Origin of the sequence: Citrobacter sp. Cs237 (assembly GCF_030332325.1) — a bacterium.
Taxonomy (GTDB): domain Bacteria; phylum Pseudomonadota; class Gammaproteobacteria; order Enterobacterales; family Enterobacteriaceae; genus Citrobacter_A; species Citrobacter_A sedlakii.
Map to the genome: position 1 here is coordinate 375,782 of NZ_JAOWIB010000108.1, position 25,525 is coordinate 401,306.

The following is a 25,525-nucleotide window of genomic DNA, read 5'->3' on the forward strand; positions in this document are numbered from 1 at the left end:
GTCTCATTGCATTTTGACTATATCATTATTGGCGCCGGTTCTGCCGGCAACGTACTGGCAACACGACTGACAGAAGACAGCAATACCACCGTTCTGCTTTTAGAGGCGGGCGGCCCGGACTACCGTGCGGATTTTCGCACTCAGATGCCCGCGGCGCTGGCCTATCCCCTTCAGGGGAAACGCTATAACTGGGCGTATGAAACCGAGCCGGAACCGCACATGAATTATCGCCGGATGGAGTGCGGACGCGGCAAAGGACTGGGCGGTTCCTCGTTGATTAACGGCATGTGCTATGTTCGCGGCAACGCGATGGATCTCGACAACTGGGCAAACGAACCCGGACTCGAACACTGGAGCTATCTCCACTGCCTGCCCTACTACCGTAAGGCGGAATCGCGCGATATCGGCGCAAACGACTATCACGGCGGCGACGGCCCGGTCTGCGTGACCACCTCGAAACCCCATGTGAATCCGTTGTTCGACGCGATGATCGAGGCGGGCGTACAGGCCGGTTATCCGCGCACGGACGATCTTAATGGTTACCAGCAGGAAGGCTTTGGCCCGATGGATCGCACCGTAACGCCGCAGGGACGTCGCGCCAGCACCGCGCGCGGCTATCTCGATCAGGCAAGAAAACGTCCTAACCTGACGATAATCACCCACGCGCTGACCGATCACATCATCTTTGATGGCAAAAAGGCGGTGGGCGTGGAGTGGCTGGAAGGCGACGGCACCATTCCGACCACCGCCACAGCGGAAAAAGAGGTGCTGTTATGCGCCGGGGCGATTGCTTCGCCGCAGATTCTGCAGCGTTCCGGCGTTGGCGACGCGGCGTTGCTGGAAGCGTTTGCTATTCCGCTGGTTCATCACCTGCCCGGCGTCGGCGAAAATCTGCAGGATCATCTGGAGATGTACCTGCAATACGCCTGTAAAAAACCGGTCTCACTGTACCCGGCTCTGCAATGGTGGAATCAACCGAAGATCGGCGCCGAATGGCTGTTTGGCGGCACCGGCATTGGCGCGAGCAACCATTTCGAAGCGGGCGGTTTTATCCGCAGCCGGGACGCGTTTACCTGGCCAAACATTCAGTATCACTTTCTGCCGGTCGCGATCAATTACAACGGCTCGAACGCGGTTAAAGAACATGGCTTCCAGTGCCACGTCGGCTCTATGCGCTCGCCAAGCCGCGGCCACGTCCATCTTAAATCACGCGATCCGCGCGAGCACCCGGCAATTTTGTTTAATTACATGTCGACCGACCAGGACTGGCAGGAGTTTCGCGACGCCATTCGCATTACCCGTGAAATCATCAACCAGCCCGCGCTGGATCCCTTTCGCGGACGGGAAATAAGCCCTGGCAGCGACTGCCAGAGCGACGAACAACTGGACGCGTTTGTGCGCGAGCACGCCGAGACGGCGTTTCATCCCTGCGGCACCTGCAAAATGGGCTTTGATGAAATGGCGGTCGTGGACGGCGAAGGCCGGGTTCACGGCGTGGAAAACCTGCGCGTGGTGGACGCTTCAATCATGCCGCAAATCATCACCGGCAACCTGAACGCGACCACAATCATGATTGGCGAAAAGCTTGCCGATGCTATTCGCGGTCGCGCCCCGCTGGCAAAAAGCACAGCCAGCTATTACGTGGCGGGCGACACGCCGGTGCGCCAGGCGCCACGGCGGTAACGGTCTGTATGGTCTGATAACGCGGCGCGTATCAGGCCGCTTCCGAATACCCATAACGCTTCTATACTGAAAAGACATTCCTTTAAAAGAGAACGTTATGCCGTTACCCGATTTTCACGTCTCCGAACCCTACACCCTCGGCATTGAGCTGGAAACGCAGGTGGTTAATCCACCGGGCTATGACCTGAGCCAGGATTCTTCGCGGCTGATTGCCGCCGTGAAAGACCGGGTCACCGCCGGTGAAGTCAAACATGACATCACCGAAAGCATGCTGGAACTGGCGACCGATGTGTGTCACAACATCGACCAGGCCGCCGCACAGTTTTCCGCCATGCAGCAGGTGATTCTCCACGCCGCGGCGGAGCACCATATTGAGATTTGTGGCGGGGGCACCCATCCGTTTCAAAAATGGCAGCGGCAGGAAGTGTGCGATAACGAGCGCTATCAGCGGACGCTGGAGAATTTTGGCTACCTCATTCAGCAGGCGACCGTGTTTGGTCAGCACGTACACGTCGGTTGCGCCAGCGGTGACGACGCGATCTATCTGCTGCACGGGCTGTCACACTTCGTGCCGCACTTTATCGCGCTCTCTGCCGCTTCGCCTTATATGCAGGGTTCTGACACCCGTTTCGCCTCATCGCGGCTGAATATTTTCTCCGGTTTTCCGGACAACGGTCCGATGCCGTGGGTCAGTAACTGGCAGGAATTTGAGGGGCTATTCCGTCGGCTCAGTTACACCAGCATGATCGAAAGTATTAAAGATTTGCACTGGGATATCCGACCGAGTCCGCATTTTGGCACCGTGGAAGTGCGGGTGATGGATACGCCGCTCACCTTGTCTCATGCCGTCAACATCGCGGGACTGATTCAGGCGACCGCGCACTGGCTTTTGACCGAGCGACCGTTTAAACACCAGGAACGCGATTACCTGCTGTATAAGTTCAACCGCTTTCAGGCCTGCCGTTACGGACTGGACGGCATTCTGACCGACGTACATACCGGCGATCATCATAAACTGTCAGAGGACACCCTGCGTCTGCTGGAGAAAGTCGCCCCCTCGGCGGATAAAGTGGGCGCAGGCAGCGCGATCGAGGCCCTGACCCGTCAGGTGAGAAACGGCGGCAGCGAAGCGCAAAAGATGCGGGAATTTGTCGCCGATGGCGGGTCGTTGATTGGTCTGGTGAAAAAACATTGCGAGATCTGGGCGGGGTAACAGGACGGCGTTTGCGTTGTCCGGCGTAATCCCGGACAATGGCTTTTTAAACTCACATTTAACAATGCCATGAAACACCCGCTTGAATCGCTGATGACTGCCGCCGGTATTTTGCTGATGGCTTTTCTGTCCTGCCTGTTGCTGCCCGCCCCGTCTCTGGGACTGACGCTGGCGCAAAAGCTGGTTGACGCCTTTCATCTTATGGATCTCAACCAGCTTTATACGCTGCTGTTCTGCCTGTGGTTTTTAGCGCTTGGCGCTGTCGAATATTTTGTGCTCCGCTACGTCTGGCGTCGCTGGTTTTCGCTGGCCGGTTAAGCCCGTGAAGTCGCGCATGCCGTGCACCAGCGCTTCGCACCACGCGGTGTAGTCATGCCCGCTCGACCACGGATGAAAACTGACCGTGTAGCCCTTTTCTTTGAGTACCTTTTCAAACGCCAGCGTGTTGCGATAGATGCCGCCGTTCGGCCCTTCCTGTTCAAAACGCCCGGCTTGTAGCCAGAAGGTAATCGGGTAGCGCGGCGAGTTCTGATACTGCCGCGTCAGCCAGGCGGGCGCCTCCCCGTGCGGCGCCCACCAGTAGGAGCCGGAAAGACTCAGCACATTGCCAAACAGCCGTGGGTAGCGCAGCGCCACCCACGACGACGCCAGTCCCCCGTAGCTGGACCCGGCCAGCACCGTTTTCTGCCGCTGTAGGGATATGCCCTGCTGCGCCAGCCAGGGCGTCAGCTCGTGCGCCATGAAATCGGCAAAGTCCGGGTTTGGCGGCAGCTCTTTTCCACGACGCGGATGATCGAGCGAGTCCACAAATACCACATTGATCGGCGGAAGCTGATGGCGGGCAATCAGACCGTCAACTATCCGGTCGATATGGTAGTCATCAAGGTAGGTTTTACCGTCAAACAGGATCAACGTCCAACGCGCCGGCTGCGCCACTCGCGGACGGTAGAGGGCGATTTCCCGGCGATTGCCTAACCGTTCGCTTTTCAGCATCTGACGGGTTAGCGCGCCGTGCGTCAACGGCTGTGCAGCGGCCTGCGCCGAACAAAAACGCGGCGGGCCAAGATCGATTAACGACGACTGGTTCCAGCGATCGGCATGCTTATCGCCGATCCGCAACGGGTTATAAGGATCGGCCTGCGCGCTGACCAGGATCGCGCGTCGCTGATCGCGGGGCGAACCGCTGACTTTTGGCACATCCGGCGCCAGTTTGTACTGCATAACCGTATCCGCAGGCACAACATAGCTGCGAAACCAGACGTCGGAATGGCCGAGTCGAAACAGCGGATCGTGCTCGCCTGCCGGCGAGCCAAACAGAAAAACGTTTTGCTTCGCGCCGCGCCAGAGAAAGGTGATCCGTTTATGGTTAGCGTCGACAGGTTCGACCAGCGGCGTACCGTAACGCTGCCGATCCTGCCAGAAATCCGCGGTTCCCGCCCCGGCGGCAATCGCTTTTTCCAGCCGCTGTAGCGTCGGGCTGACCGGGGAAATTCGCTGCGTGCGCGGCAGCGGCGTCGTCTCTTTCATCTGCCAGCTAAACTGCCAGCGCGCGCCTTCGTTACCATGCAGCACCAGCGAGGTAGTCTGCTGTACGGGTAACGAAAACAGCAAATGATGCTCGCCATCGTCGGGGCCGTCTTCCAGTAATGTGCGGATACGCCGGTTTTGACCGTCGAGCAGACGGGCATCGGTGACGCCGGACAGCGTTGCGGAAACATAGTTTTCGTTTAGCGGAGGAAGGACAAAACAGACTTCGCCGCTGGCATCAAATTTTCCCTGCTGCTCGCCGTGGAGCGAGGGAGTCGAACAGGACATCGCCTGAGCCGACAGGGTTCCCAGCCCCAGGAGCAAACCACTCCACGCCATTTTCATTGGCTAACCGTTCCTGAAGAAATGTGTCAGCCACGCTAATGTAAATGGGAATGGTTTGCAATAAGATTTGTAAGCGGAATGTTACTCTGCCTGTCGCGGCCTGATAACACTATGCCGGGTGTGTCCGGCTGTGGTTCTCTTTGCGGTAGGCGCCCGGCGGCTGATTAAACGTGCGGGTAAAGATGCGGGTAAACGTCTGCTGCGAATCAAAACCGTAGCGCAAACAGATATCGTATACTTTTTCGTCGGATTCGCGCAAATCCCGCGCCGCCAGCAGCAGCTTGCGCTCGCGGATGTAGCGCCCGAGACTCTCCCCTTTGTACTGCATAAAAAGACGCTGCAAATGCCACTTGGAATACCCCGCGTGGCGGGCGATATCGTCAATACGCAACGGTTGATTCAAATTTTCATCAATCCATTCGACAATGGTGTCGATTACCTGAGCAGAAATGGTCATTCAGCACTCCTCTCCTGCAAATTGCTCGTGTTCTCCCACCATGCCGTGAACTGTTGCGCCGGATCGTCGAGCTTCACCGGTTCGCCCAGCGTCGGAGTGAGCAGGCGGTAGGGTTTATGACGGCTGGCCAGCGCCAGCCGTTTATAAGGATCATCCCAGGTGTGTTTCGCCAGCACAAAACGTCCGGCATGCCCCGGTAAGATGGCTCTGGCGCGCAGATCCTGTGCCGCCTGAGCGGTTTCCTCCGGCATCATGTGGATGTATTTCCAGTCCGGGTCATACTGACCGTTTTCCATGATCGCCAGGTCGATCGCGCCAAACTGTTCGCCAATCGCCCGAAAGTGCGGGCCGTAGCCAGAGTCGCCGCTGTAGTAAATTTTCTGTTCCGGCGTTTCAAACAGAAAACTGGCCCACAGCGTCTGGTTACGCTTGATGCCGCGTCCGGAAAAATGGCGGGCGGGCAGTACGTGAATATAGAGCCCGTCATCCACCCGCACAGACTGGTGCCAGTCACGCTCCTCAATGATGTCGCCGTTCATACCCCAGTACCGCAAATGCGAACCGACGCCGAGCGGCGTAATCACTCGCTTCACTTTTGGCATCAACGCCTTGATGGTGGCGTAATCCAGATGGTCATAATGATCGTGAGAAATGATCAGCAGATCGATCGCCGGCATTGCCTGGGCGGTCCAGGGGTAATCGCCGACAAACGCTTTGTTGAGAAAAGAAAACGGCGCCGCATAACGGCTGAAGACCGGGTCGATCAGAATGCGTTTTCCGCCGAGCTGCAAATACCACGACGAGTGGCCGAGCCAGATCAGCGTGTCCCTGTCCGCGGGCAGAGCTGCAATATCGGTCGCTACCAGCGGCAACGGCTGCGCCGGTCGCGCGTTCTCTCGCTTTGCGACCAGGAATTCCCACCAGGCCGCCAGCAGACTTTTATTTCCGGTATAGCCCGGCCCTGGCACCTGATTATGGAATTGCCCATCACGATAATTGACGGACTGTTCAAACTGGCTGAGCTGAGCCCCTTGCGGCGCCTGACCGAAGCCAGCATTGAGGACAAACGGTAACGTTGCGGCACTGGCAATGATCATCATAACAACCACACAAACTGTGAGACGCTTCATATCCTGACCTGAAAACGCGCTCCCGTCCGGTAGTCTGCGCGGCTGACTCTTGATTATGAGTGAGTAAGCACTCATTATAGAAATCGGAAATTTCGCGTCAAGACGTTTTTCAATCTTTGACATTCCCCGTTGCGGCGCTGCAAAGGCCGTGTTTCAATTCGGGTTTTAGACTGATAAGGGTAAAATGTAGTGGCTCGTCCGAAGAGTGAAGACAAAAAACTGGCATTACTGGAGGCAGCAACCACGGCAATCGCGCAGTCCGGGATCGCGGCTTCTACCGCCGTGATTGCCCGCAATGCAGGCGTGGCGGAAGGAACATTGTTTCGCTATTTCGCGACCAAAGACGAGTTAATTAACGAACTTTACCTCCATCTTAAGCACAGCCTGTGTCAGTCAATGATCGCCAGGCTGGATCGTTCGCTGACCGATGCCAAAGCGATGACCTTTTATATCTGGAGCAGCTATATCCGCTGGGGGCTGGAACAGACGCACGGGCACCGCGCGATACGCCAACTGGCGGTCAGCGAGAAAATCACCAAAGAGACAGAACAAAAGGCCGACGCCATGTTTCCTGAGCTGCACGATCTTTGCCACCGTGCGGTCCTGCCGGTCTTTATGTCAGACGAATATCGCGCCTTCGGCGACGCGCTGTTTTTAACCCTGGCCGAAACCACCATGGAGTTTGCCACTCGCGAACCGGCTCGCGCCAGTGAGTTTATCTCTCTCGGTTTTGAAGCGATGTGGCGCGCCCTCACCCGCGAGGAGTCCTGATGAATGATAAAACGCTGTATGATTGCGCGCGCCGTCTGGCGCTGGCTTTTCCGTTTACCGAACATTGCTGGCCGTTTGGCCCGGAATATGACGTCTTTAAAGTGGGCGGTAAGATCTTCATGATTGCCACCGACGTGAACAATCGCAGAGTGATTAATCTGAAGTCCGATCCGCAAAAATCGCTGTTAAATCAGCAGATATACCCGAGCATCACGCCTGGTTACCACATGAACAAAAAGCACTGGATTTCCGTCACGCCCGGCGACGATATCAGCGAGTCGCTGCTGGAAGAACTGGTCAACGATTCGTGGAATCTGGTGGTGGACGGTCTGACGAAGCGCGACCAAAAACGGATCCGCCCGCGCTGATTGGTCGTGACAGACGATAACTGTTTTCGCATTTTCTCACTTATCATCTGCCGGAGAACCTTGTACCCTGCGGGGTAATAAAACAAACCGGGAGTAGTTATGGATATCGTATCAGTTGCCTTAAAACGTCATTCCACCAAGGCCTTCGACCCCAGCAAAAAACTGACCGCTGAACAGGCAGAAAAGATAAAAACGCTGCTGCAATACAGCCCGTCCAGCACCAACTCTCAGCCGTGGCACTTTATTATCGCCAGCACCGACGAAGGCAAGGCGCGTGTCGCGAAGTCTGCCGCCGGAAACTATGTGTTTAATGAACGCAAAATGCTCGACGCTTCACACGTGGTGGTGTTCTGCGCCAAAACGGCGATGGACGACGCCTGGCTGGAGCGCGTGGTCGATCAGGAGGAGGCGGATGGTCGCTTCCCGAACGCCGAAGCAAAAGCGGCTAACCACAAAGGCCGCACCTTCTTCGCCGATATGCACCGTAAAACCCTTCACGATGATGCGCACTGGATGGCAAAACAGGTTTACCTGAACGTGGGGAACTTCCTGCTCGGCGTCGCCGCGCTGGGGCTGGACGCCGTACCTATCGAAGGCTTTGACGCTGAGATCCTTGACGCCGAATTTGGCCTGAAAGATAAAGGGTTCACCAGCGTGGTCGTGGTCCCTGTCGGTCATCACAGCGTCGAAGATTTCAATGCTTCACTGCCGAAATCCCGCCTGCCGTTATCCACTACCCTGACGGAAGTGTAACTATTGAGATAAGAATGCCAGGCAGCAGTCCGTTGCTGGCTGGCAAATTATCAGGACATTCCTCATTACTTCCCCGCGCCATAAGTCCTGAACTGGATCAGAGTTTACTCGCACCCGCAATGGCGAATAAATACACTTATGATTTATTCCCGGGTTTTATCATGTTCCCCACTCACTCTCTTTTTCGCCTGAGTGCGCCGCCCTCACTCAGACTGGTAACACTGGGGTTGGGCTGCCTGTACTGGCTTTTGATCGTTCACATCCCCTGGCCAAACAGGGGTGATTACGGCATGAACCTGCCGATGAATCTGCTGCGCTGGTCGGCAATTTGCCTTCAGGCGCTCATCATCTGGTTGCTACTGAAAGCGGATAAACTGCGGCTTACTCCAACATTTCTGCTGTTACTGGCTGGCGCGATCCTGTTCACCCTCCCTCTGCTTTGGTCACCCCATGCCGGATTATCCATTGCCCTCCCCCGCATCGTCGGCATATGGGGCGGCGTACTGATTTATCTCGCCCTGGTGCAACAACCTGTACGCGAAAAAGATATCGTCGCGCTTTTTTATCTGTTAGCGTCCGCAGCAATTATTGAAACCGCTATTTCACTGGCCGGGTTTTACTGTCCGGAAATATTACCTTTCCCGCTTAAAGACCTGGCGGTTAATTATAAAGGCTATGCCCCCGGCATTTTCCAGCAGTTGAACGTTACCGCCTCATTTCTGGCAACGGGATTACTGGCGCTTCTTTTTTTGCTGGCCGATAAGCGCCGCACGTTGCTTAATCCGCGTACTGAACTCGTACGTTTAGCCGTGCTCAGTACATCGTTGCTCGTAATATCCGCTACGCTGGTACTGTTTCATTCCCGGATCGGCTGGCTTGGCGGTGTATGCGGAATGATTTGCGCCTCGCTCCTGTTCGGTCATCACTCCTTCCGCGACCGCACGACGTTATATCGCCGTTTTCTGATCGTAATTTTGCCCATAGCTGGCTGTATTATGGGTAGCAAGTTGCTTAATCAGTCCGTATCGGATTCGTTAATCCACGAAAGCTCAACCCATCAGCGATACTTAACGCTGGAATATACACTGCGAATGATACTGATACATCCCTGGCAAGGCTGGGGAATGGGAATGTTTGAATCCACGTACCAGCATTTTATGGCCACGCTACCTTTCGCTAACCCCAACAGGGAAATGATGCAGCATCCCCATAACGAAACGCTATTTATTTGGTGGGAAGGTGGCGCGGTAGCACTGATGGGCGGGCTATCTGTTTTTATGGGATGGATCAGTTTATTTCGTCGACGCAAAAACGTATGGCAGTGGGCAGCGTTGCTGACGACATTGCCAATTTTGCTGCATACGCAGGTCGAATTTCCGCTTTATTATTCAGTAGCGCATTTTTTTGCCATTTTACTGCTTATGTCCGCAGCGGACGGACGTCATTCACGCTGTCAGGTACCTCTTCGTCCCCTGCGCCCCGTTCTCGCCGCCCTCTCGGTGTATGGCATCGTGCTCTCACTACAGCTCTTTCGTACCAGCATAACGCTGGGTAATTTTGAAACCGGCAGACTGGAAGCACCGGACAGTATCGCACAGTTGGATGTCCCCTGGCTGATGCAGCTGCGCTGGCAACGCGCCCTCTCGCAGTTACATCTGCTGCATTACAATCAATCAGGGGATCTTGCGGAACTCAAGCGGTATGCCGGAGAAAATGCGCAATGGATAACACTGCATATGGAAGAAGACGCCTATAACGATCAGATTGCTATTTTAGCGTTTCTGCGCCGCGACCAGGAAGCGCAAACGTTAAAAGAATATGCGCAGCGTCTGATGCCGTGGGACAAAAGATTCAGGTCGTAACAGGGTTCCATCCTTCCAGTCGCGGGAACCTGAAGCTGGCAAAATTTGCATAAACTCCGTACAGCGGTCATCATAGGCCGCTGTTTTATAAAGGAGACGTTATGCAGGATTTAATTACCCAGGTCGAAGATTTAGCGGGTATAGAGATGAATCACACCACGTCGCTGGTGGTGATTTTTGGCATTATTTTCCTCACCGCCGTGATTGTGCATATCATTTTGCACTGGGTGGTTCTACGCACATTCGAAAAACGCGCCACCGCCAGTTCGCGCCTGTGGCTGCAAATTATTACGCAAAATAAATTATTCCACCGCCTGGCGTTTACCCTTCAGGGGATCATCGTCAATATCCAGGCGGCGCTGTGGCTGCAAAAAGGCAGCGAGGCGGCAGAAATGTTAACCACCTGCGCGCAGCTGTGGATCATGATGTATGCCCTGCTGTCGCTGTTCTCCCTGCTGGACGTGATTTTTAATTTGTCGCAGAAATTACCGGCGGCATCTCAGCTTCCGCTCAAAGGCATCTTTCAGGGAATCAAACTGATTAGCGCGATTATCGTTGGCATTCTGATGATTTCGCTGTTAATAGGCCAGTCGCCAGCGATTTTAATAAGCGGCCTGGGCGCGATGGCGGCGGTGTTAATGCTGGTGTTTAAAGATCCAATCCTGGGGCTGGTCGCCGGGATCCAACTGTCCGCCAACGACATGCTTAAGCTGGGCGACTGGCTGGAGATGCCGAAATACGGCGCGGACGGCGCGGTGATCGACATCGGACTGACGACCGTAAAAGTGCGTAACTGGGATAACACCATCACCACCATTCCGACCTGGTCGCTTGTCTCTGACTCGTTCAAAAACTGGAGCGGCATGTCGGCTTCCGGTGGTCGGCGTATTAAGCGCAGCATCAACATTGACGCCACCAGCATTCATTTTCTTGATGAAGATGAAAAAGCGCGCCTGTATAAAGCGCAACTGCTGAAACCCTATTTAGATACCCGTCATCAGGAAATTGACGCCTGGAACCAGCAGCGCAATGCGCCGGAATCCGTATTAAACCATCGCCGGATGACCAATATCGGCACCTTCCGCGCCTATCTGAACGAGTATTTACGTAACCATCCGCGCATTCGCCAGGATATGACGTTAATGGTGCGCCAGCTCGCCCCGGACGATCACGGACTGCCGATGGAAATTTATGCTTTCACCAATACCGTGGTCTGGCTGGAATATGAAAGTATTCAGGCCGATATTTTCGACCACATTTTTTCGGTGGTGGAAGAGTTTGGTTTACGCATTCATCAGTCGCCGACCGGCAACGATATTCGCTCGCTGGCCAGCGCATTGCCGAAATAACTCAGGTACTGGCGCGCGAAACATAGCGCCAGTTCATCATCACCCTTTCCGTCGGCGCATCCGGATTATCGATCTTATTTAAGAGCAGCTCGACCGCCTTGCGCCCGATATCCCGCGACGGTTGTTCGATGGTGGTCAGTGAAACCATTTCCGCCACTTCCGTGCCGTCAAACCCTACCACGGCGATATCCTCCGGCACCCGCAGCCCGGCCTGTTCAATGGCGCGTAGCGCCCCTGCCGCCAGCGTGTCGGAAACAGCAAATACCGCATCCGGCGGGGTATTCTGGAGTAACGTTTGCATCGCCTTCCTGCCCGCGCCGGAACTGAGATCGCTGGCGTATTCCACCGCCTGGTAATCAAGATCGCGAAGGTGAATAACGCTCTTATAGCCACGCTCACGCAGGCGGGCGTATTTATAGCTCAGGTCATGGTTGATAAGCGCAATACGCTGCCGTCCGCTGTCGGCAAGCTGACTGACCACATGCTGCGAGGCATCGACGTCGTTAATTCCCACGCAGGAAACCGCGCCCGCATCGGCGTATTCCGCACACTGTACCCACGGCGCGTTGCCAATCAGTTCCGCGAGTTCCGGCAGTTTCGAGAAGGCATCCATGGTGATAATGCCGTCGACGATTTTGCCGGACAGCAGGCTCAGGCCCGAACGGGAACGTTCGATATCGGAACCGGAATTGCACAACAGAATCCGGTAGCCATTTTTCTCCGCCTCTGCTTCAATGCCTTTGACCACTTCAGCGCAAAACGGATTCGCGATATTAGAGACCATCACCAGAATCATATAGCTTCGTGCGGTGCGTAACTGCCGCGCCAGCAGGTTTGGCTGATAGTTACTCTCTTTGATCGCCTGCAGCACCCGCTCGCGGTTTTTCGCCTTCACCGTATCGCTGTTATTGAGCACGCGCGACACCGTAGCCACCGACACGCCAGCCAGCCTGGCGATTTTCTGAATAGACATAACGACGACACATCCTGCGGTTAGCGTTTTGTGCAGGCTATCATAAATTTGTTGCCCGGCGAACCGGGCGACGTGTCATTGTTCAACGCGCACCCAGCGCTGCTGCTGATGGCTTTTCACAATGGCGTCAATGATATACATCACGTTAGCGCCGTCATGGAAGGTTGCGAACTGCGGCGCCTCCGGCATCGCTCCCGTCTGCACTGCCCGGTAGAACTGCGCCAGCATATTTTTGAAGGCATCCGGCCAGCCTTCAATGTGTCCACCGGGAAAGTGGGCGCTGTCGGCCACGTCAGGGTTCATCAGCCCTGGATCGTCGCTCAGCGTCTGATTGGCCTGCGCGCGATGGCCGATCCACAACTGCTGCGGGATTTCCTGATCCCACGCCACTGACCGCTCGCTGCCATTTACCTCAAACGTCAGGCGGTTTTTGCGCCCGGCGCTCACCTGCGAGACGCTAAAGCTGCCCTTGCTGCCGTCGTCAAAGCGGAACAGCACCGAACCAAAATCTTCGGTGGTGACCGGTTTATCTTCATACTCCGCCCGCTCGTCGTGGGAGAAGGTCTGGTTTCCCCCCACGCTGGCCTTGCGCGTCGGCCAGACGATGGATAAGTCGGCCATCACCTCCGTAATGCGCCTGCCGGTGACAAACTGCACCGTGTCGCACCAGTGGGAGCCGATATCCGCCACCGCCCGCGATGCGCCGCCCAGCGCCGCATCCACCCGCCAGTTGTCGTCGGTTTCCAGCAGCATCCAGTCCTGCAAATAGCTGCCGTGCGAGGCAAACAGCCGCCCGATGCTGCCCGCGCGCATCATACTCGCCGCCTGGCGCACCATCGCAAACTGGCGATAGACGAAGCTCACGCCGTGCACCACGCCCGCCTGCTCCGCCAGCGCCACCAGCTCGCGCGCCTCGTCCGGGGTCATGCACAGCGGTTTTTCTGAAAATACGTGCTTACCCGCACGCAGGATCTTGCGGTTGATCTCCGCGTGCAGATGGTTCGGCGTGCAGTTGTGCACCACGTGCAAATCAGGGTGCGCGAGCAGTTCCTCCACGCTGGCGCAGGCGTGCGGCACGTTAAGCTGGCGCGCTTTCTCCTGCGCCCCGGCAAACACACCGTCGCAGATCGCCACCACCTGCACAAACCCAAGACGCCTGAGCGCCTCGATATGCGCCGGGCCGATAAACCCGCTGCCGATAATGCCAACGTTAATCATCGTTGCCCCCTGCGGCAAAATCATCAAACGCGCGTCCGGAAACGGGAATAATGTGGCGGCGGATAAACGCGCTGCCCTCCCTCGCGCCGGTATCGCCCTCCTTCAGGCAGCACTCCCACTCCAGCACCGCCCAGCCGTCGTAGTCGTACTGGGTCAGCTTGCTGAAGATGCCCCGGAAGTCGATCTGCCCGTCGCCGAGCGACCGGAAGCGACCGGCACGGCCGATCCACGGCTGATAGCCGCCGTACACGCCGCTGCGCCCGCTGGGGCGGAACTCGGCGTCCTTAACGTGAAACGCTTTTATACGCGTATGGTAGATGTCGATAAAAGCCAGATAATCCATCTGCTGCAACAGCATATGGCTTGGGTCGTAGAGTATGTTGCAGCGCGGATGGTTATCCACCAGCGCCAGAAAACGCTCGAAGGTCACGCCGTCATGCAGATCTTCCCCCGGATGCAGCTCAAAGCAGACGTCAACGCCCTGCTCGTCGAAGGCGTCCAGAATCGGAAGCCAGCGGTTTGCCAGTTCCTGAAACGCTTCCTGAAAACGCTGCTCGTTATGCGGCGGCCACGGGTAGAAAAACGGCCACGCCAGCGAGCCGGAGAAGGTGGCATGGGCCTTCAGGCCTAGCCGGGCGGACGCCACCGCCGCCTGCATCAGCTTTTCCGTTGCCCACGCCCGGCGCGCCGCATCGTCACCGCGCACGGACGCGGGGGCGAAGTGGTCAAACGCGTCGCTGTAAACCGGGTTCACCGCCACGAGCTGCCCTTCCAGATGGGTCGACAGCTCGCTGATGACCAGTCCGTGAGCGGCCAGCCTGGCGGTAACTTCATCGCAGTAGGCCTGGCTCTCTGCGGCTTTCTCGACATCAAAAATGTGCGGATGATTGCAGGGGATCTGCACCGCCCTGTAGCCCTTCGCCGCTGCCCATTCGGCCAGCCCGTCGAGCGTGTTGAACGGCGCTTTCTCACCAATAAACTGCGACAGAAAAATACCCGGTCCCTTAATCGTTTTCATACCCCCTCCTGAACATTACGCCTTGTCATCGTCATACCTAAACGTGAGAAGGAAAATCAGCGCGATCGCCGCGGCAGCCACCGCCGGGATCCACCAGAATGTCACCCACGCCTGCGGCACGGCCTGCCCGGACACCAGGCGGTTATAGAGCGCGCCGGAAATCTGCGAGCCGAGCAACATGCCGATGCCGTAGGTAAACATTACGATCATGCTCTGGGCCTGACCTTTGACCTTTTCACCGGCGACCCGGTCGGTATAGATAAAGCCGACGACAAAGAAGAAATCGTAGCAGACGCCGTGCAGCAGAATGCCGAGATAGAGCAGGATGCGCCCCTCCTCGCTGACGCCCAGCGCGAACATGGCATAACGCACGAACCACGCCAGCATGCCGATCAGCAGCATCACCTTCACGCCCAGGCGGCGGAACAGCAGCGGGATGACCAGCATAAAGAAGATTTCGGACATCTGCCCGAAGGACATGGCGGTGCTGACGTCGGCAATGCCGGCATCCGCCAGATACGAGGCGGTGTAGGCGTAGTAGGTTCCCAGCGGGACGGAGATCAGCATCGCGCAAACGGAGAAGACGAAAAAGTGGCGGGTTTTGAGCAGCGCGAAGGCATCCGCGCAGAAGAGATCCCGCACCCTGACCGGCAGGCCTTTCGCCGGGGCTGGCGTGTGCGGCAGCGTCAGGCTATAGATCGCCAGCAGCACGGAGCTTGCTGCCGCCACCTGGAAAATGGTGACGCTGGACGCCACGCCGGTGACGCCGATAAAAATGCCCGCTACGATCCAGCCGATGGTGCCGAACACGCGCACCACCGGGAAGGTTTTATCCACGTTCGCCAGGCTGTGAAAGGCGATATTGTTGGTCAGCGCCAGCGTCGGCATGTAGCAGAGCGTGTAGCCAAACAGCAGGCCAATCAGCAGGGCGCCGTTTTCGGCAATCAGCGCGCCCGGCACGAACCACAGGATTGCCGCGCCCGCCAGGTGCATCACCGCCATCACCTTCTGCGAGGCGAAGAAGCGATCCACCAGCATCCCGAGCACGAACGGCGAAAGAATGGAGGCGATTGGCCCGGCGGAGAACGCATCGCCAATCAGCAAAGACATGTTGTGCCGGGTCATCACCAGGCCGAGCGTGACCGACCAGCTCCCCCAGATGAAAAACTGCAGAAACATCATTAGCGACAGACGCGGCACCAGCAGCCGGTGCTGTGTTATTGCCTTTTCACTACTTTCAGTTGACACCATGATAAGCCTCACCCTTAAAAGTAATCGATTACAAAATGCATCAAGTAAAAAGTAATCGATTACAAATTAAAGATCCTGCGGATCGAAACAGAATTGGGAGGGGGGTCACGATAAAGGTGGAGCGGTACATTAAGGGCCCGGCAGGCGCAGTGCCGCCAGGCTTAAAACGGGTGCGGCTGGGTGTCCTCACCCCGGCCCTCTCCCTGAGGGAGAGGGAGAAAAGCAGATCACTTTTTTCGGGATAATTTAAACGCCACAAACAGGAACACCACCCACACCGGCAGCAGCATCGCTGACAGACGCATCTCATCCATGGTGCACATCAGCACCAGGATCAGCGCCAGGAACGCAATACAGATATAGTTCCCCGCCGGATAGAGCAGCGCTTTAAACTGCGTCTCGCGTCCCTTGCGGCGCATGGCGGCGCGAAAGCGCAGGTGCGCCAGGCAGATCATGATCCAGTTCAGCAGCAGCGTGGCGACAACCAGCGCCATCAGCAGACCAAAGGCCTCTTTCGGCAGCAGGTAGTTGATCAACACCACCAGCGAGGTAATCGCGCCGGAAAGGAACAGCGAATTGACCGGCACGCCGCGACGGCTGACGCGGGTGAGAAATTTCGGCGCGTTACCTTGCACCGAAAGACCAAACAGCATGCGGCTGTTGGAGTACACCCCGCTGTTATACACCGACAGCGACGCCACCAGGATAACGAAGTTCAGCGCCGACGCCACCACGTTGCTGTTCAGATCGTGGAAAATCATCACGAACGGACTGCTGTCGGATTTCACTTCCACCCACGGGTAGAGCGCCAACAGCACCACCAGCGAGCCGATGTAGAACAGCAGAATACGGTACACCACCTGGTTGACCGCTTTCGGTATGCTTTTGTGCGGGTCGCGCGCTTCGGCTGCGGTGATGCCAATCAGCTCCAGCCCGCCGAAGGAGAACATGATCACCGCCAGCGAGAGGATCAGCCCTTTCCAGCCGGTCGCCAGGAAGCCGCCGTGCTGCCACAGATTGTCGAGGGTCGCCCGCTCGCCGCCGTGGCCGGAGAACAGCAGCCACAGGCCAAAGCCGATCATGCCGATAATCGCCAGCACCTTGATCAACGCGAACCAGAACTCGGTTTCGCCATACAGGCGCACGTTCACGAGGTTAACGGCGTTAATAATGATGAAGAAAGCCGCGGCCCAAATCCATGTCGGCACGTCCGGCAGCCAGTACTGCATATAGATGCCTGCGGCAGTCAGCTCGGCCATGCCCACCAGCACAAACATTACCCAGTAGTTCCAGCCAGAAAGGAAGCCTGCGAACGGGCCCCAGTATTTATAGGCAAAGTGTGCGAAGGAGCCTGACACCGGCTCTTCGACGACCATCTCGCCGAGCTGGCGCATGATCAGGAAGGCGATGATCCCGGCGATACCGTAACCCAGCAGAACCGCCGGGCCGGCCATCTGAATGGCGGGGCCGATACCGAGAAACAGCCCGGTACCGATCGCGCCGCCAAGGGCAATTAACTGAATATGTCGATTTTGCAAACCACGTTGCAGCGTCGGATTCTGATCCGACGCGGCTTCAGCGCAACCACGGCCTGAAGCGGATGACGCGTCTTTCACGCCCTACCCCTGTCTCTTTTTTAGAAGGGGCACGTTTTAACACTTCATGCTGGAGGTAGCAAGTTTAACGCCGGGCTACCGCATGCGCCCGGCGGATAAACGTTACGACCCGATGATCCCACCGTCCGCTTTGGTAATCACCACCGTTGACGATCGTGGGCGGCCGTTCGAGCTGGCGTCAGGCCAGTTAGAAACGGCGCGCGGATTGGCCGGATCGGTAATATCATCCCCGCCCTCTCCCGGATGCTGAATGTTAATAAACAGCGTGCGGTTGTCCGGCGTAAATGCAATGCCGGTGATTTCGCACCCGCGCGGGCCGGTCAGGAAGCGGCGATACTCATTGGTGCCCGGAATGGTTGCCACCATCTGGTTATTGCCCATCCCCTCGTACGCTTTCTTATTGATGGTGCTGGAGGAGACGTCGGTCTGGATCCACAGGACGCCCTGGTGATCGAACGACAGCCCATCCGGGCTGCCGAACGCCGCGCCCTGCATGGAGCCTTTAGACTTAGGATCGTCGCCGTCGGTGCGTCCTGCCATGACCAGAATATCCCACTTGAAGCGGTCGGCAGCAGGGTCGGCGCCGTCTTCGTGCCAGTGCATAATATGACCAAACACGTTGTTGGCGCGCGGGTTGGCGGCATCGACCGGCGCCTTGCCCTCCTTCCCGCGATCGCTGTTGTTGGTGAGCGTACAGTAGACGCTGCCGCTGGCGTGCGGATCGACGGCTATCCACTCGGGGCGATCCATCTTCGTCGCCCCCACCACGTCGGCCGCCAGGCGGGTTTTTATCAGCAGATCGCCCTGGCTTTCGAAGCCGTTGCTTTTATCCAGCCCATTTTGCCCGAAGACCAGCGGCAGCCAGTCGCCGCTCCCCTCCTCGTTGAACCGGGCAACGTACAGCGTGCCGGACGTCAGCAGGTTCATATTGGCTTCACGGTTCGCGGGATCGTATTTTTTGTCCGAGACAAATTTATAGATGTACTCAAATTTCTGGTCGTCCCCCATGTAGACCACCACGCGGTTATCGGCGGCGAGCGTGACGGCGGCACCCTCATGCTTGAAGCGGCCCAAAGCGGTATGCTTGCGCGGCGTGGAGGTGGGATCGTAGGGATCAATTTCTACCACCCAGCCGAAACGGTTGGGCTCGTTGGGGGTTTTATCGACGCTGAAGCGGTCATCCACCTCGTTCCAGCGGTAGGATTCATCGCTGTCGCTGATGCCGTAGCGTTTTTCCAGCGGGTTGAGGTCGGCTTTTTTGACAAAAATATCCGACCAGTTCTCCTCGCAGGTGAGATAGGTGCCCCACGGCGTATGGCCGTTGGCGCAGTTTTGCATCGTGCCCAGCACGCGTTCCCCCTGCGGGTCGGCAGCAGTTTTCATTAAGTCCTGATGCCGCGCCGGGCCGGTAAGCTGCATTGGCGTATTGACGGTAATACGGCGCGCGAACGAAGACGGACGAACCACCTGCCATTCGCCGCCCGTTTTTTTCACTTCCACCACCGACACGCCCATCGCGTTCTGCCCTTTGCGGGCCTTGTCGAGACTCCAGTTCGCCGTACCGTCGGTAAACAGCATTCCGTTGTCGATGTATTCATGGTTCATCGCCAGCAGGCCATGCTCCGGGTTTTGTTCCCCCTGCGGCAGGCTGAACCACGCCATGCCGTCGTGGTGCATGCCCGCCTGCACGGCCTGTTCGTCCGTGGTGTTGCTGGCATCCGGCTTAAATGCCGGCATACTGTTTTTGATCCCCGTCGGGTCACCCCAGCGATAGAACGGGCGGGCAATATAGCCTTCCGGCACCCTTACCGTGTCTTCCGTTGAAATAGCGATACTGGTAAACCCAAGCGACACGGCTTTGGCCAGCGCGGAAGGCTTCGATACCGCGGCAACGGCATTTTCGGGTTTGATCAGAAAGGGGAATGAAACGGCAGCCCCCGCAACGGCGCCCGCCTGTAAAAAACGGCGACGGGAGAGAAATACCTCCGCCACCTCAGAGAATACCGGGTTAGCGCTGCGGTTGTTGATATCGTCACGATGTTCTTTTTTAAAAACGGATTTGAGGGGTCTGCCCATAGCGGCTTCCTGTCATTGGCCAAGAGGTAAGGAGTTGGCGACCAGTGTAAGAAGCTTTTGTTACATTTTTATAACAATGAGAGGAGTTGGGGCATCCCTGCCCCGGATAACGAGGTGGAACCTCAGAACTCGTAGCCCACCGAAACCTTAAAGGTTCGCGGTTCGCCCTGCGTGATATAGGTGCCGGAATCGTCCACGCTCGCCCAGTAGTTCTCGTTGGTGACGTTATCAATACCGGCACGAACCACCATTTGATTCTGTCTCTGGTTGACAGCAAAACGATAGCGCATACCGAGATCCAGCGTGGTGTAGTCATTAAGCTTTTTGCTGTTGGCCAGATCGGCATACTGCGAACCGGAATGATTCACCCGCGCGGTGGCGGTAAGCCCTTCAACCGGTTTAATGTCATACTCCGCGCCGAGTACCGCATAGAAGTTCGGAACACCAATCGCCTCATTCCCCTGATTCACCCCGTTGTTGGTTTTGGTCAGCGTTGCCTGCAGCCAGGTGGCGCTGGCGTTCAGACGCAGCCCCAGCGTCGGTTCGCCGAATACGTTCAGCTCCACGCCGCGGTTACGCTGTTCTGCATCCAGCCCGTAATGTTTGGTTTCACTGTCGAGGATGGCCGTCGGCATTTTTATCTCAAACAGCGCCAGCGAGCCGCCCACGCGGCCAAAGTCCGCCTTCACGCCGACCTCATTTTGCTTAGAATGAACGATGCCGGTGCTCTGACCGTAGTTAACGGCGGTGTTGGGCGCAGTTTTTCCCGGCTGTAGCGCTTCGGTATGGTTGGCGTAGAGCGAGATTTCCTCCCACGGTTTATAAACCACGCCATAGGTTGGCATCCAGCGGCTGCCGTCAAAACCGTCAGCGGGGTTTTCCGCCCCTGTCATTTTGTCATAGCCGCGAATCACCACCTTCTGATGGCGGGCACCGACGGTGAACAACAGTTTGTCGTCGAATACGCCCAGCGTATCGCTCAGCAACCAGCCTTGTGTGCGGGTACGCCCGCTGGTTCGGGGGTCGCTATAATCTCCCCCCTTCCCGTTCGAGTTTGTGCTGTCCGGAGCGGCCACCCCGCCGTTGTGATAAATATTGGTGTACGGATTCTCCGCCGTTTTCGACATTTTCCACGCGATCTTTTCGTTTTTGCTTTGCGCCGAATAACCAACGTTCACCTTGTGCGAAACAAAGCCAGTGTCGAACTGCCCGCGAAGGCCAGCCATTCCGCTCACTGTGTCGCTAATGCGATTGGTGTCGAGTCGGCTGACCATGGCCCTGCCGCTCTTGTCCAACAGCTTCGGCGCGCTGTAGATGCCTTCTTCGTGCGCGTGCTGCGCGCCGAGACCGGTATACGCCGTCCAGCTGTCGGTGATGTCGTACTCGCTGCGCCACATCCCGAACGTGTTGTCGATATCGCTGTAGGCCCACTTCTGCGAGAAATTGCGGTTATTGTCCGGGGGGGCAGGAATGAAATCGACCACGGAGATATTGACGCTGGTCGGGCTGCCGTGGAAGGTTTTTTTCTGATAGCCCAGATCCAGCGAGGTGCGGAAATTGTCGCCTTTGTAATCCAGACCGGTGGAGAGCAGCGTGGTACGGCGGCGGTCATCAGTAATGGTCGTTTCACCTTCGCGGTGAACCAGGTTCACGCGCGCGCCAAACTGGTCGTTGTCGCCAAAGCGACGGCCTGCATCGAGCGTGGCGCCAATCTGTGAATCGGAGGTGTAGTCCACGCCCACTTTCGCCTGCGACGCGTCGCCCGCATGCTTTGGCTCAAGGTTGATCATCCCGCCCACGCCGGAGCTTGCCGCGCCGTTCATCAGGGCGTTTGCCCCTTTGAAAATTTCAATGCGCTCGACCATCTGGGCATCCACTACCTGACGCGGCAGCACGCCGGACAGTCCGCCAAAGGTCATGTCATCGCCGTCAAACTTCAGGCCGCGGATGCGGAAGGTTTCGGCGCTGTTGCCGTACCCCTGAACGAACTGCACGCCCGCGTCGTTAGCCACCACGTCAGCAATGGTTTTTGCCTGCTGATCCTCCACCAGCTTCGCGGTGTAGCTGATGATGCTGAACGGCACGTCCATGGCGTTCTGCTGACCGAGCATCCCCAGCCTGCCGCCGTTAGCAACCTGACCGTCAAGAAACGCAGGCATCGGCGTGTCGCCGCCGGGAACGAAGTCGCCGCGCGTGGCCGCCTGCACTACGATGGTGTCTTCCGGGTTAACCGCCTTTTCTGCCGCCCATGCGGAGACTGAGAGCGCGCTGACCGTCAGCGCCAGAGCTGTTTTGGTGTTGTTCATGTGAATGCCATAGAAATAAGAAAAAACGGTGCCGGACAGCATCCTGCCCGGCCTTGTTATTATTTGTTCAGCGCAATGCGCACCACGCTGTCCGGCGCGTCGGTGGAATGGTCTTTATTGAATTTTTGCTTTACGGTGACGTAGAGGGTCTGACCATCCGCAGAAAGCAGCAGGCTGTTGGGATTCGGCGGCAGATCCCAGCTTTTTTTCAGGCGGTAATCGGTCGCGTTGAGGCTAAGCAATTTTCCGGATTCACGCTGGGTAATGTAGATCTCGTTACGTTTCGGGTTGAACGTCACGGCTAAGGAATCCCCCACGTCCAGTTGCTTCAGCACTTTGCCGCTGTGGATATCCAGCACCAACGTGGTTTTGGCTTTCGAGTTGTCGGTAACGAACAGACGACCGGTTTGCGGATCTTCCGCCATATTCAGCAGCAGAGCCGGTTTGTCGCCCAGTGGCTTCCAGCGCTTCTCGACGCGCTGATTGCGTGGGTTGATCACCAGGATCTCGCCGCCGCCGTTCGCGGCATAAATACGCTGCGTGGTGTCTGAGTAGTGCAGTCCGGTCATCCATTTACCGGTATTTTTGATGCGGGTTTTCAGCTTCAGCGTACCGGCGTCCACCACCCAAATCACTGCCGGATCGGCAACCGCGCCCACATACAGCAGCCCGTTATGCAGTAGCACCTGACGGGCGCCGTAAGGGAAGCCTTCCGGGTTACGCTCCGGGAACAGAATCCGATTTTTGACTTTGCCGTCTGCGGTATTGATTGCGCTCAGCCCGCCGTCCAGCGAATTTGTGACATAAACCGTTTTCCCCTCCGCTGACATCGCCATACCGAAGTTTTTCAGATCGGTATGGCTGCGACCCAGAGTTTGCAGAGTGTTAGCATCCAGCTTATAGACCACGCCGCCCTGCACGTCCTTAAAGCCTTCTGCGCTGGCGACGTACAGCGCATCGCCTGCCGGGTTTAGCGCCATTTCGTACAGGCCATCCGCCAGATCGCGCTTAATAAGATCCGTCGCAGCCGCTGACGCGGCCACATGTTCTGTCGTTGCCGGGGTCGCGGTGGCCGACGGCGTCGTGGCGCAGCCGGTTAACGCCGCCGCGATCAGCAGCGCGAGGACGGTGGTGGTCTTTTTCATGCCGGGTTCCTTACCGAAAGAGGCAATGCATTAAAATAATAAAGAGAATGAGAACTATACTTATTCTCTTTTTCATCGCAAGCAAATTTCGCTTAAAAAAGACCCTTTTTGAAACAGGGGTTCGGAACGCGAGGAGGCCCACCGAAAAATGGGCGAATCGAGAATTTCTGCGAATTATTCTGGACGAAAAGGCATGACAGACCACAAAATGCAGATTGCTGTTTTTTCCATAAATATCAAAAGTATGACTTAACCTAAATCGCGTCATTCTTGGGATGGTTACGCCAGGCTACGGGTGTCATGAATAAGATCATTAAACGACTCGAAATCGTTAAAAGCGCTATCGAACTTGAAGATCAGCAGATTATCCAGCAGCAGCTTGTGCATTTAAAACAAGAGGCTGGCGATCCTGCTCTTTACGCCATTGCCCTCGCCATTGAATCGGGTCGATTCAGCGATGCCATGCGCGACATCGCCGCCTGGCTGCAAAATCAACGTGCCCTCACCCATTGGCAGGACCCGGCCATTGCCGCCAGCAAGCTGGAGCTTAAGGCGCTGGAAGCCCAGTTGCGCGAGCTGATCGACACCCGTAATACCCGCATTCAGATCCTCGACGAATTTAATGACCAGTATCACCTGCGTCTTGGCCCCTTGATGAGCCGGATTCTGGCGTTGCGCCAACAACTGGCGGCCAGCGCCCGGCGCAAACAGGAAGTGGAACGTCAACGGCGTGAAAAGGATTATCGTGCCTGCCAGCAGTATATTTCGCTGGCTATCGAAAGGTTAGCGCTGCTCAAACTGCAATGGATGGCGATAAGTTCAACCTCCCGCGAAGCCGTAACAGTGCGAGAGCGTATTCAGCAGCAAACGGAACTGATTGCCGATCTGCTCGCTGAAATCCGCGAGCTGGAAAGCGACGCTACCCACCATGATGACGGCGCGGCCCGTCAGGCGCAGGAAGACGCGGCCAATGAATATCAGGAATACCAGGAACAGCAGCAGGACGCCCTGCACCGTTTTGCCCGCGACCAGCGTCTTTCCGCGGACGAACGCAATGAGCTTAAGCGCCTGTGGCGACAAGCCAGCCGCCTGTGTCATCCTGACGTGGTCGCCGATGATCTTAAAGAGAAGGCGCATCAGATGATGGTGAAGCTTAACCTCGCGCGGCAGAATGCCGATCTGGCGGCAATTCGTTCGCTGCTTTCGCAATTGCAAAGCGGTCTGGAGCCGATGATGGCCAGCGACAGGCTGAATAATCTGGAACATTTGCAGAAAAAAATTCGCCAGTTGCGCAGCCAGATAGAAGCGTTACTGAAAGAGATTGCGGAACTGGAAGCGGAAAACGCCTGGCGTCTGGCGACATCGGTACAGGACAAAGAAGCGTATTTCGCTGAGCAGGAGCGCGCATTAGCTGCGCTTCGCGATACGCTGGAAGTGCAGGTAAAACACGTCGAGCAGGAACTGCTGGCAGGTTAACCGCAACGTTTTGTCGGTGTGTTACAAAATCCCTGCTGTTGGGTTGAAGCCCCGATAAGCGCCTTAATTGGCTTTAAGAAAACGTTTTAAGCGGCATACGGCTTAGCGCAACTCTACGCAGAATCCCTCAGTGATGCAGAGGGATTTTTTTCCGTGGAGTCATCTGAACGCACAGCCATTTACTCTGTACTATGAATAACGTTTTAATAAAGCTGGGATCGCCTCCGGCGGGATCGGCGGTGAAAAATAAAATCCCTGAGCTTTATCGCAGCCCATCCCAATCAGCCAATCGTTTTGCGCTTCCTCTTCGACGCCTTCCGCCAGAGCCTCAACCCCAACGTTATGTGCCAGCGAAATTATCCCCTCCACCAGTTGCGCCGATCTCGCCCCTTCCGGCACCGCCGCAAGAAACGATTTATCCATCTTTAAGGTGTCAAAGGGATAGCGCAGCAAATAGTCAAGATTGGCGTGTCCGGTGCCAAAGTCATCCAGCGCGAAGGTGATCCCCAGCGCCTTCAGCTCACGCATATTTTTCGCCGCGATCTGGCATTCGTACAGAGGCTGTGTTTCCGTGACCTCAATTTCACAGCGCCGCGGGTCCAGACCGTATTTCGCAAGATTATGCTGGACCCGCGCGGGTAATTGCGGGTCACATAGTTCAAGGGCCGAGAAATTGATCGACAATGACAGGTATTCAGGCCAGCCTGCCGCCGTCTCCCACGGCGTTTTCGTCACCATCTCTTCCACGGCCAGGAACTGACCGCTGTTTTCTAACAGTGAAATAAACATATCCGGCGGCACCATTCCCATTTCCGGGCTGTTCCAGCGCATCAACGCCTCGAATGCGCAAATGCGTCCGGTGCGCAAATTAAAGATCGGCTGATATACCATATAAAGCTGCTGAGTCTGTTTCGCGCCTTTTAAGGCTTTCAGCACGGCGCCGGAATCTGCCACTTTTCCCTCCTGATGTTATCCTTCCATTGGGTAC

General features: G+C 56.6%; 21 protein-coding genes. 9 read left to right on the plus strand and 12 right to left on the minus strand.

The genetic code is table 11. The annotated features are described in order from the left end of the window. The first annotated feature begins 6 nt into the window (after positions 1 to 6). The 3 genes from betA to OGY07_RS18850 all read left to right on the plus strand — a co-directional run bounded on the left by betA (position 7) and on the right by OGY07_RS18850 (position 3,214). Positions 7 to 1,683 carry a choline dehydrogenase gene (gene betA, locus OGY07_RS18840; RefSeq protein WP_286602384.1) on the plus strand — a complete coding sequence of 559 codons (1,677 nt, stop codon included), beginning with the start codon at positions 7 to 9 and terminating at the stop codon, positions 1,681 to 1,683. A 97-nt stretch (positions 1,684 to 1,780) separates the two neighbouring features. Continuing rightward, the gene (locus OGY07_RS18845; protein WP_042285676.1) at positions 1,781 to 2,896 is read left to right on the plus strand and encodes a YbdK family carboxylate-amine ligase; all 1,116 of its coding nucleotides are present in this window, start codon (positions 1,781 to 1,783) and stop codon (positions 2,894 to 2,896) included. 69 nt (positions 2,897 to 2,965) lie between these two features. Then, positions 2,966 to 3,214: a DUF1158 domain-containing protein gene (locus OGY07_RS18850; protein WP_042285680.1), complete on the plus strand. Its 249-nt coding sequence runs from the start codon at positions 2,966 to 2,968 to the stop codon at positions 3,212 to 3,214. Here the strand turns inward: OGY07_RS18850 and OGY07_RS18855 are convergent. The 3 genes from OGY07_RS18855 to OGY07_RS18865 form a co-directional block, all read right to left on the minus strand. After that, positions 3,143 to 4,768, minus strand: a complete 1,626-nt coding sequence (locus OGY07_RS18855) for an alpha/beta hydrolase-fold protein (protein WP_200033618.1) — start codon at positions 4,766 to 4,768, stop codon at positions 3,143 to 3,145. The genes OGY07_RS18850 and OGY07_RS18855 overlap by 72 nt on opposite strands. 109 nt (positions 4,769 to 4,877) lie before the next feature. After that, positions 4,878 to 5,225, minus strand: coding sequence for a RamA family antibiotic efflux transcriptional regulator (locus tag OGY07_RS18860; RefSeq protein WP_042285684.1), 348 nt, complete (start codon positions 5,223 to 5,225; stop codon positions 4,878 to 4,880). Continuing rightward, on the minus strand, positions 5,222 to 6,355 hold the full coding sequence (locus OGY07_RS18865; RefSeq protein ID WP_042285686.1) for an MBL fold metallo-hydrolase: 1,134 nt from the start codon (positions 6,353 to 6,355) through the stop codon (positions 5,222 to 5,224). The genes OGY07_RS18860 and OGY07_RS18865 overlap by 4 nt, the downstream gene beginning before the upstream one ends. Positions 6,356 to 6,544: 189 nt before the next feature. Here OGY07_RS18865 and OGY07_RS18870 point away from each other — a divergent pair, with 189 nt between their 5' ends. The 5 genes from OGY07_RS18870 to OGY07_RS18890 all read left to right on the plus strand — a co-directional run bounded on the left by OGY07_RS18870 (position 6,545) and on the right by OGY07_RS18890 (position 11,458). Next, complete coding sequence (locus tag OGY07_RS18870; protein ID WP_200033616.1) at positions 6,545 to 7,126, plus strand: TetR/AcrR family transcriptional regulator; 582 nt, start codon at positions 6,545 to 6,547, stop codon at positions 7,124 to 7,126. Next, positions 7,126 to 7,494, plus strand: coding sequence for an MmcQ/YjbR family DNA-binding protein (locus OGY07_RS18875; protein WP_042285689.1), 369 nt, complete (start codon positions 7,126 to 7,128; stop codon positions 7,492 to 7,494). The genes OGY07_RS18870 and OGY07_RS18875 overlap by 1 nt, the downstream gene beginning before the upstream one ends. 99 nt (positions 7,495 to 7,593) lie before the next feature. Continuing rightward, on the plus strand, positions 7,594 to 8,247 hold the full coding sequence (nfsB, locus tag OGY07_RS18880) for an oxygen-insensitive NAD(P)H nitroreductase (protein WP_042285692.1): 654 nt from the start codon (positions 7,594 to 7,596) through the stop codon (positions 8,245 to 8,247). A gap of 290 nt (positions 8,248 to 8,537) precedes the next feature. Continuing rightward, positions 8,538 to 10,109, plus strand: a complete 1,572-nt coding sequence (locus tag OGY07_RS18885) for a PglL family O-oligosaccharyltransferase (RefSeq protein ID WP_286602392.1) — start codon at positions 8,538 to 8,540, stop codon at positions 10,107 to 10,109. Between the two features lie 101 nt (positions 10,110 to 10,210). Beyond that, a complete protein-coding gene (locus tag OGY07_RS18890; protein ID WP_286602394.1) occupies positions 10,211 to 11,458 on the plus strand; it encodes a mechanosensitive ion channel family protein in 1,248 nt (415 codons plus the stop codon). Between the two features lies 1 nt (position 11,459). Here the strand turns inward: OGY07_RS18890 and OGY07_RS18895 are convergent, their stop codons facing one another. From OGY07_RS18895 to OGY07_RS18930, 8 genes are all read right to left on the minus strand, one after another. Then, positions 11,460 to 12,431, minus strand: a complete 972-nt coding sequence (locus OGY07_RS18895; protein WP_286602396.1) for a LacI family DNA-binding transcriptional regulator — start codon at positions 12,429 to 12,431, stop codon at positions 11,460 to 11,462. A 75-nt stretch (positions 12,432 to 12,506) separates the two neighbouring features. Then, positions 12,507 to 13,649: a Gfo/Idh/MocA family protein gene (locus tag OGY07_RS18900; protein WP_286602399.1), complete on the minus strand. Its 1,143-nt coding sequence runs from the start codon at positions 13,647 to 13,649 to the stop codon at positions 12,507 to 12,509. Continuing rightward, the gene (locus OGY07_RS18905; protein ID WP_286602401.1) at positions 13,642 to 14,667 is read right to left on the minus strand and encodes a sugar phosphate isomerase/epimerase family protein; all 1,026 of its coding nucleotides are present in this window, start codon (positions 14,665 to 14,667) and stop codon (positions 13,642 to 13,644) included. The genes OGY07_RS18900 and OGY07_RS18905 overlap by 8 nt, the downstream gene beginning before the upstream one ends. A 15-nt stretch (positions 14,668 to 14,682) precedes the next feature. Next, positions 14,683 to 15,918, minus strand: coding sequence for an MFS transporter (locus OGY07_RS18910; protein ID WP_286602405.1), 1,236 nt, complete (start codon positions 15,916 to 15,918; stop codon positions 14,683 to 14,685). 227 nt (positions 15,919 to 16,145) lie between these two features. Next, positions 16,146 to 17,534, minus strand: a complete 1,389-nt coding sequence (pheP, locus tag OGY07_RS18915; protein WP_199956479.1) for a phenylalanine transporter — start codon at positions 17,532 to 17,534, stop codon at positions 16,146 to 16,148. 102 nt (positions 17,535 to 17,636) lie between these two features. Beyond that, positions 17,637 to 19,610: a PhoX family protein gene (locus OGY07_RS18920; RefSeq protein ID WP_286602407.1), complete on the minus strand. Its 1,974-nt coding sequence runs from the start codon at positions 19,608 to 19,610 to the stop codon at positions 17,637 to 17,639. Between the two features lie 122 nt (positions 19,611 to 19,732). Continuing rightward, positions 19,733 to 21,916: a TonB-dependent receptor gene (locus tag OGY07_RS18925; protein WP_286602410.1), complete on the minus strand. Its 2,184-nt coding sequence runs from the start codon at positions 21,914 to 21,916 to the stop codon at positions 19,733 to 19,735. Between the two features lie 59 nt (positions 21,917 to 21,975). Continuing rightward, complete coding sequence (locus tag OGY07_RS18930) at positions 21,976 to 23,061, minus strand: YncE family protein (protein ID WP_060568954.1); 1,086 nt, start codon at positions 23,059 to 23,061, stop codon at positions 21,976 to 21,978. 300 nt (positions 23,062 to 23,361) lie between these two features. Here OGY07_RS18930 and OGY07_RS18935 point away from each other — a divergent pair, with 300 nt between their 5' ends. Then, positions 23,362 to 24,537 carry a coiled-coil domain-containing protein gene (locus OGY07_RS18935; RefSeq protein ID WP_286602415.1) on the plus strand — a complete coding sequence of 392 codons (1,176 nt, stop codon included), beginning with the start codon at positions 23,362 to 23,364 and terminating at the stop codon, positions 24,535 to 24,537. 189 nt (positions 24,538 to 24,726) lie between these two features. On the opposite strand, the gene OGY07_RS18940 is transcribed toward OGY07_RS18935, so the two are convergent. Beyond that, complete coding sequence (locus OGY07_RS18940) at positions 24,727 to 25,491, minus strand: EAL domain-containing protein (RefSeq protein WP_060568956.1); 765 nt, start codon at positions 25,489 to 25,491, stop codon at positions 24,727 to 24,729. Between the last annotated feature and the right edge of the window lie 34 nt (positions 25,492 to 25,525).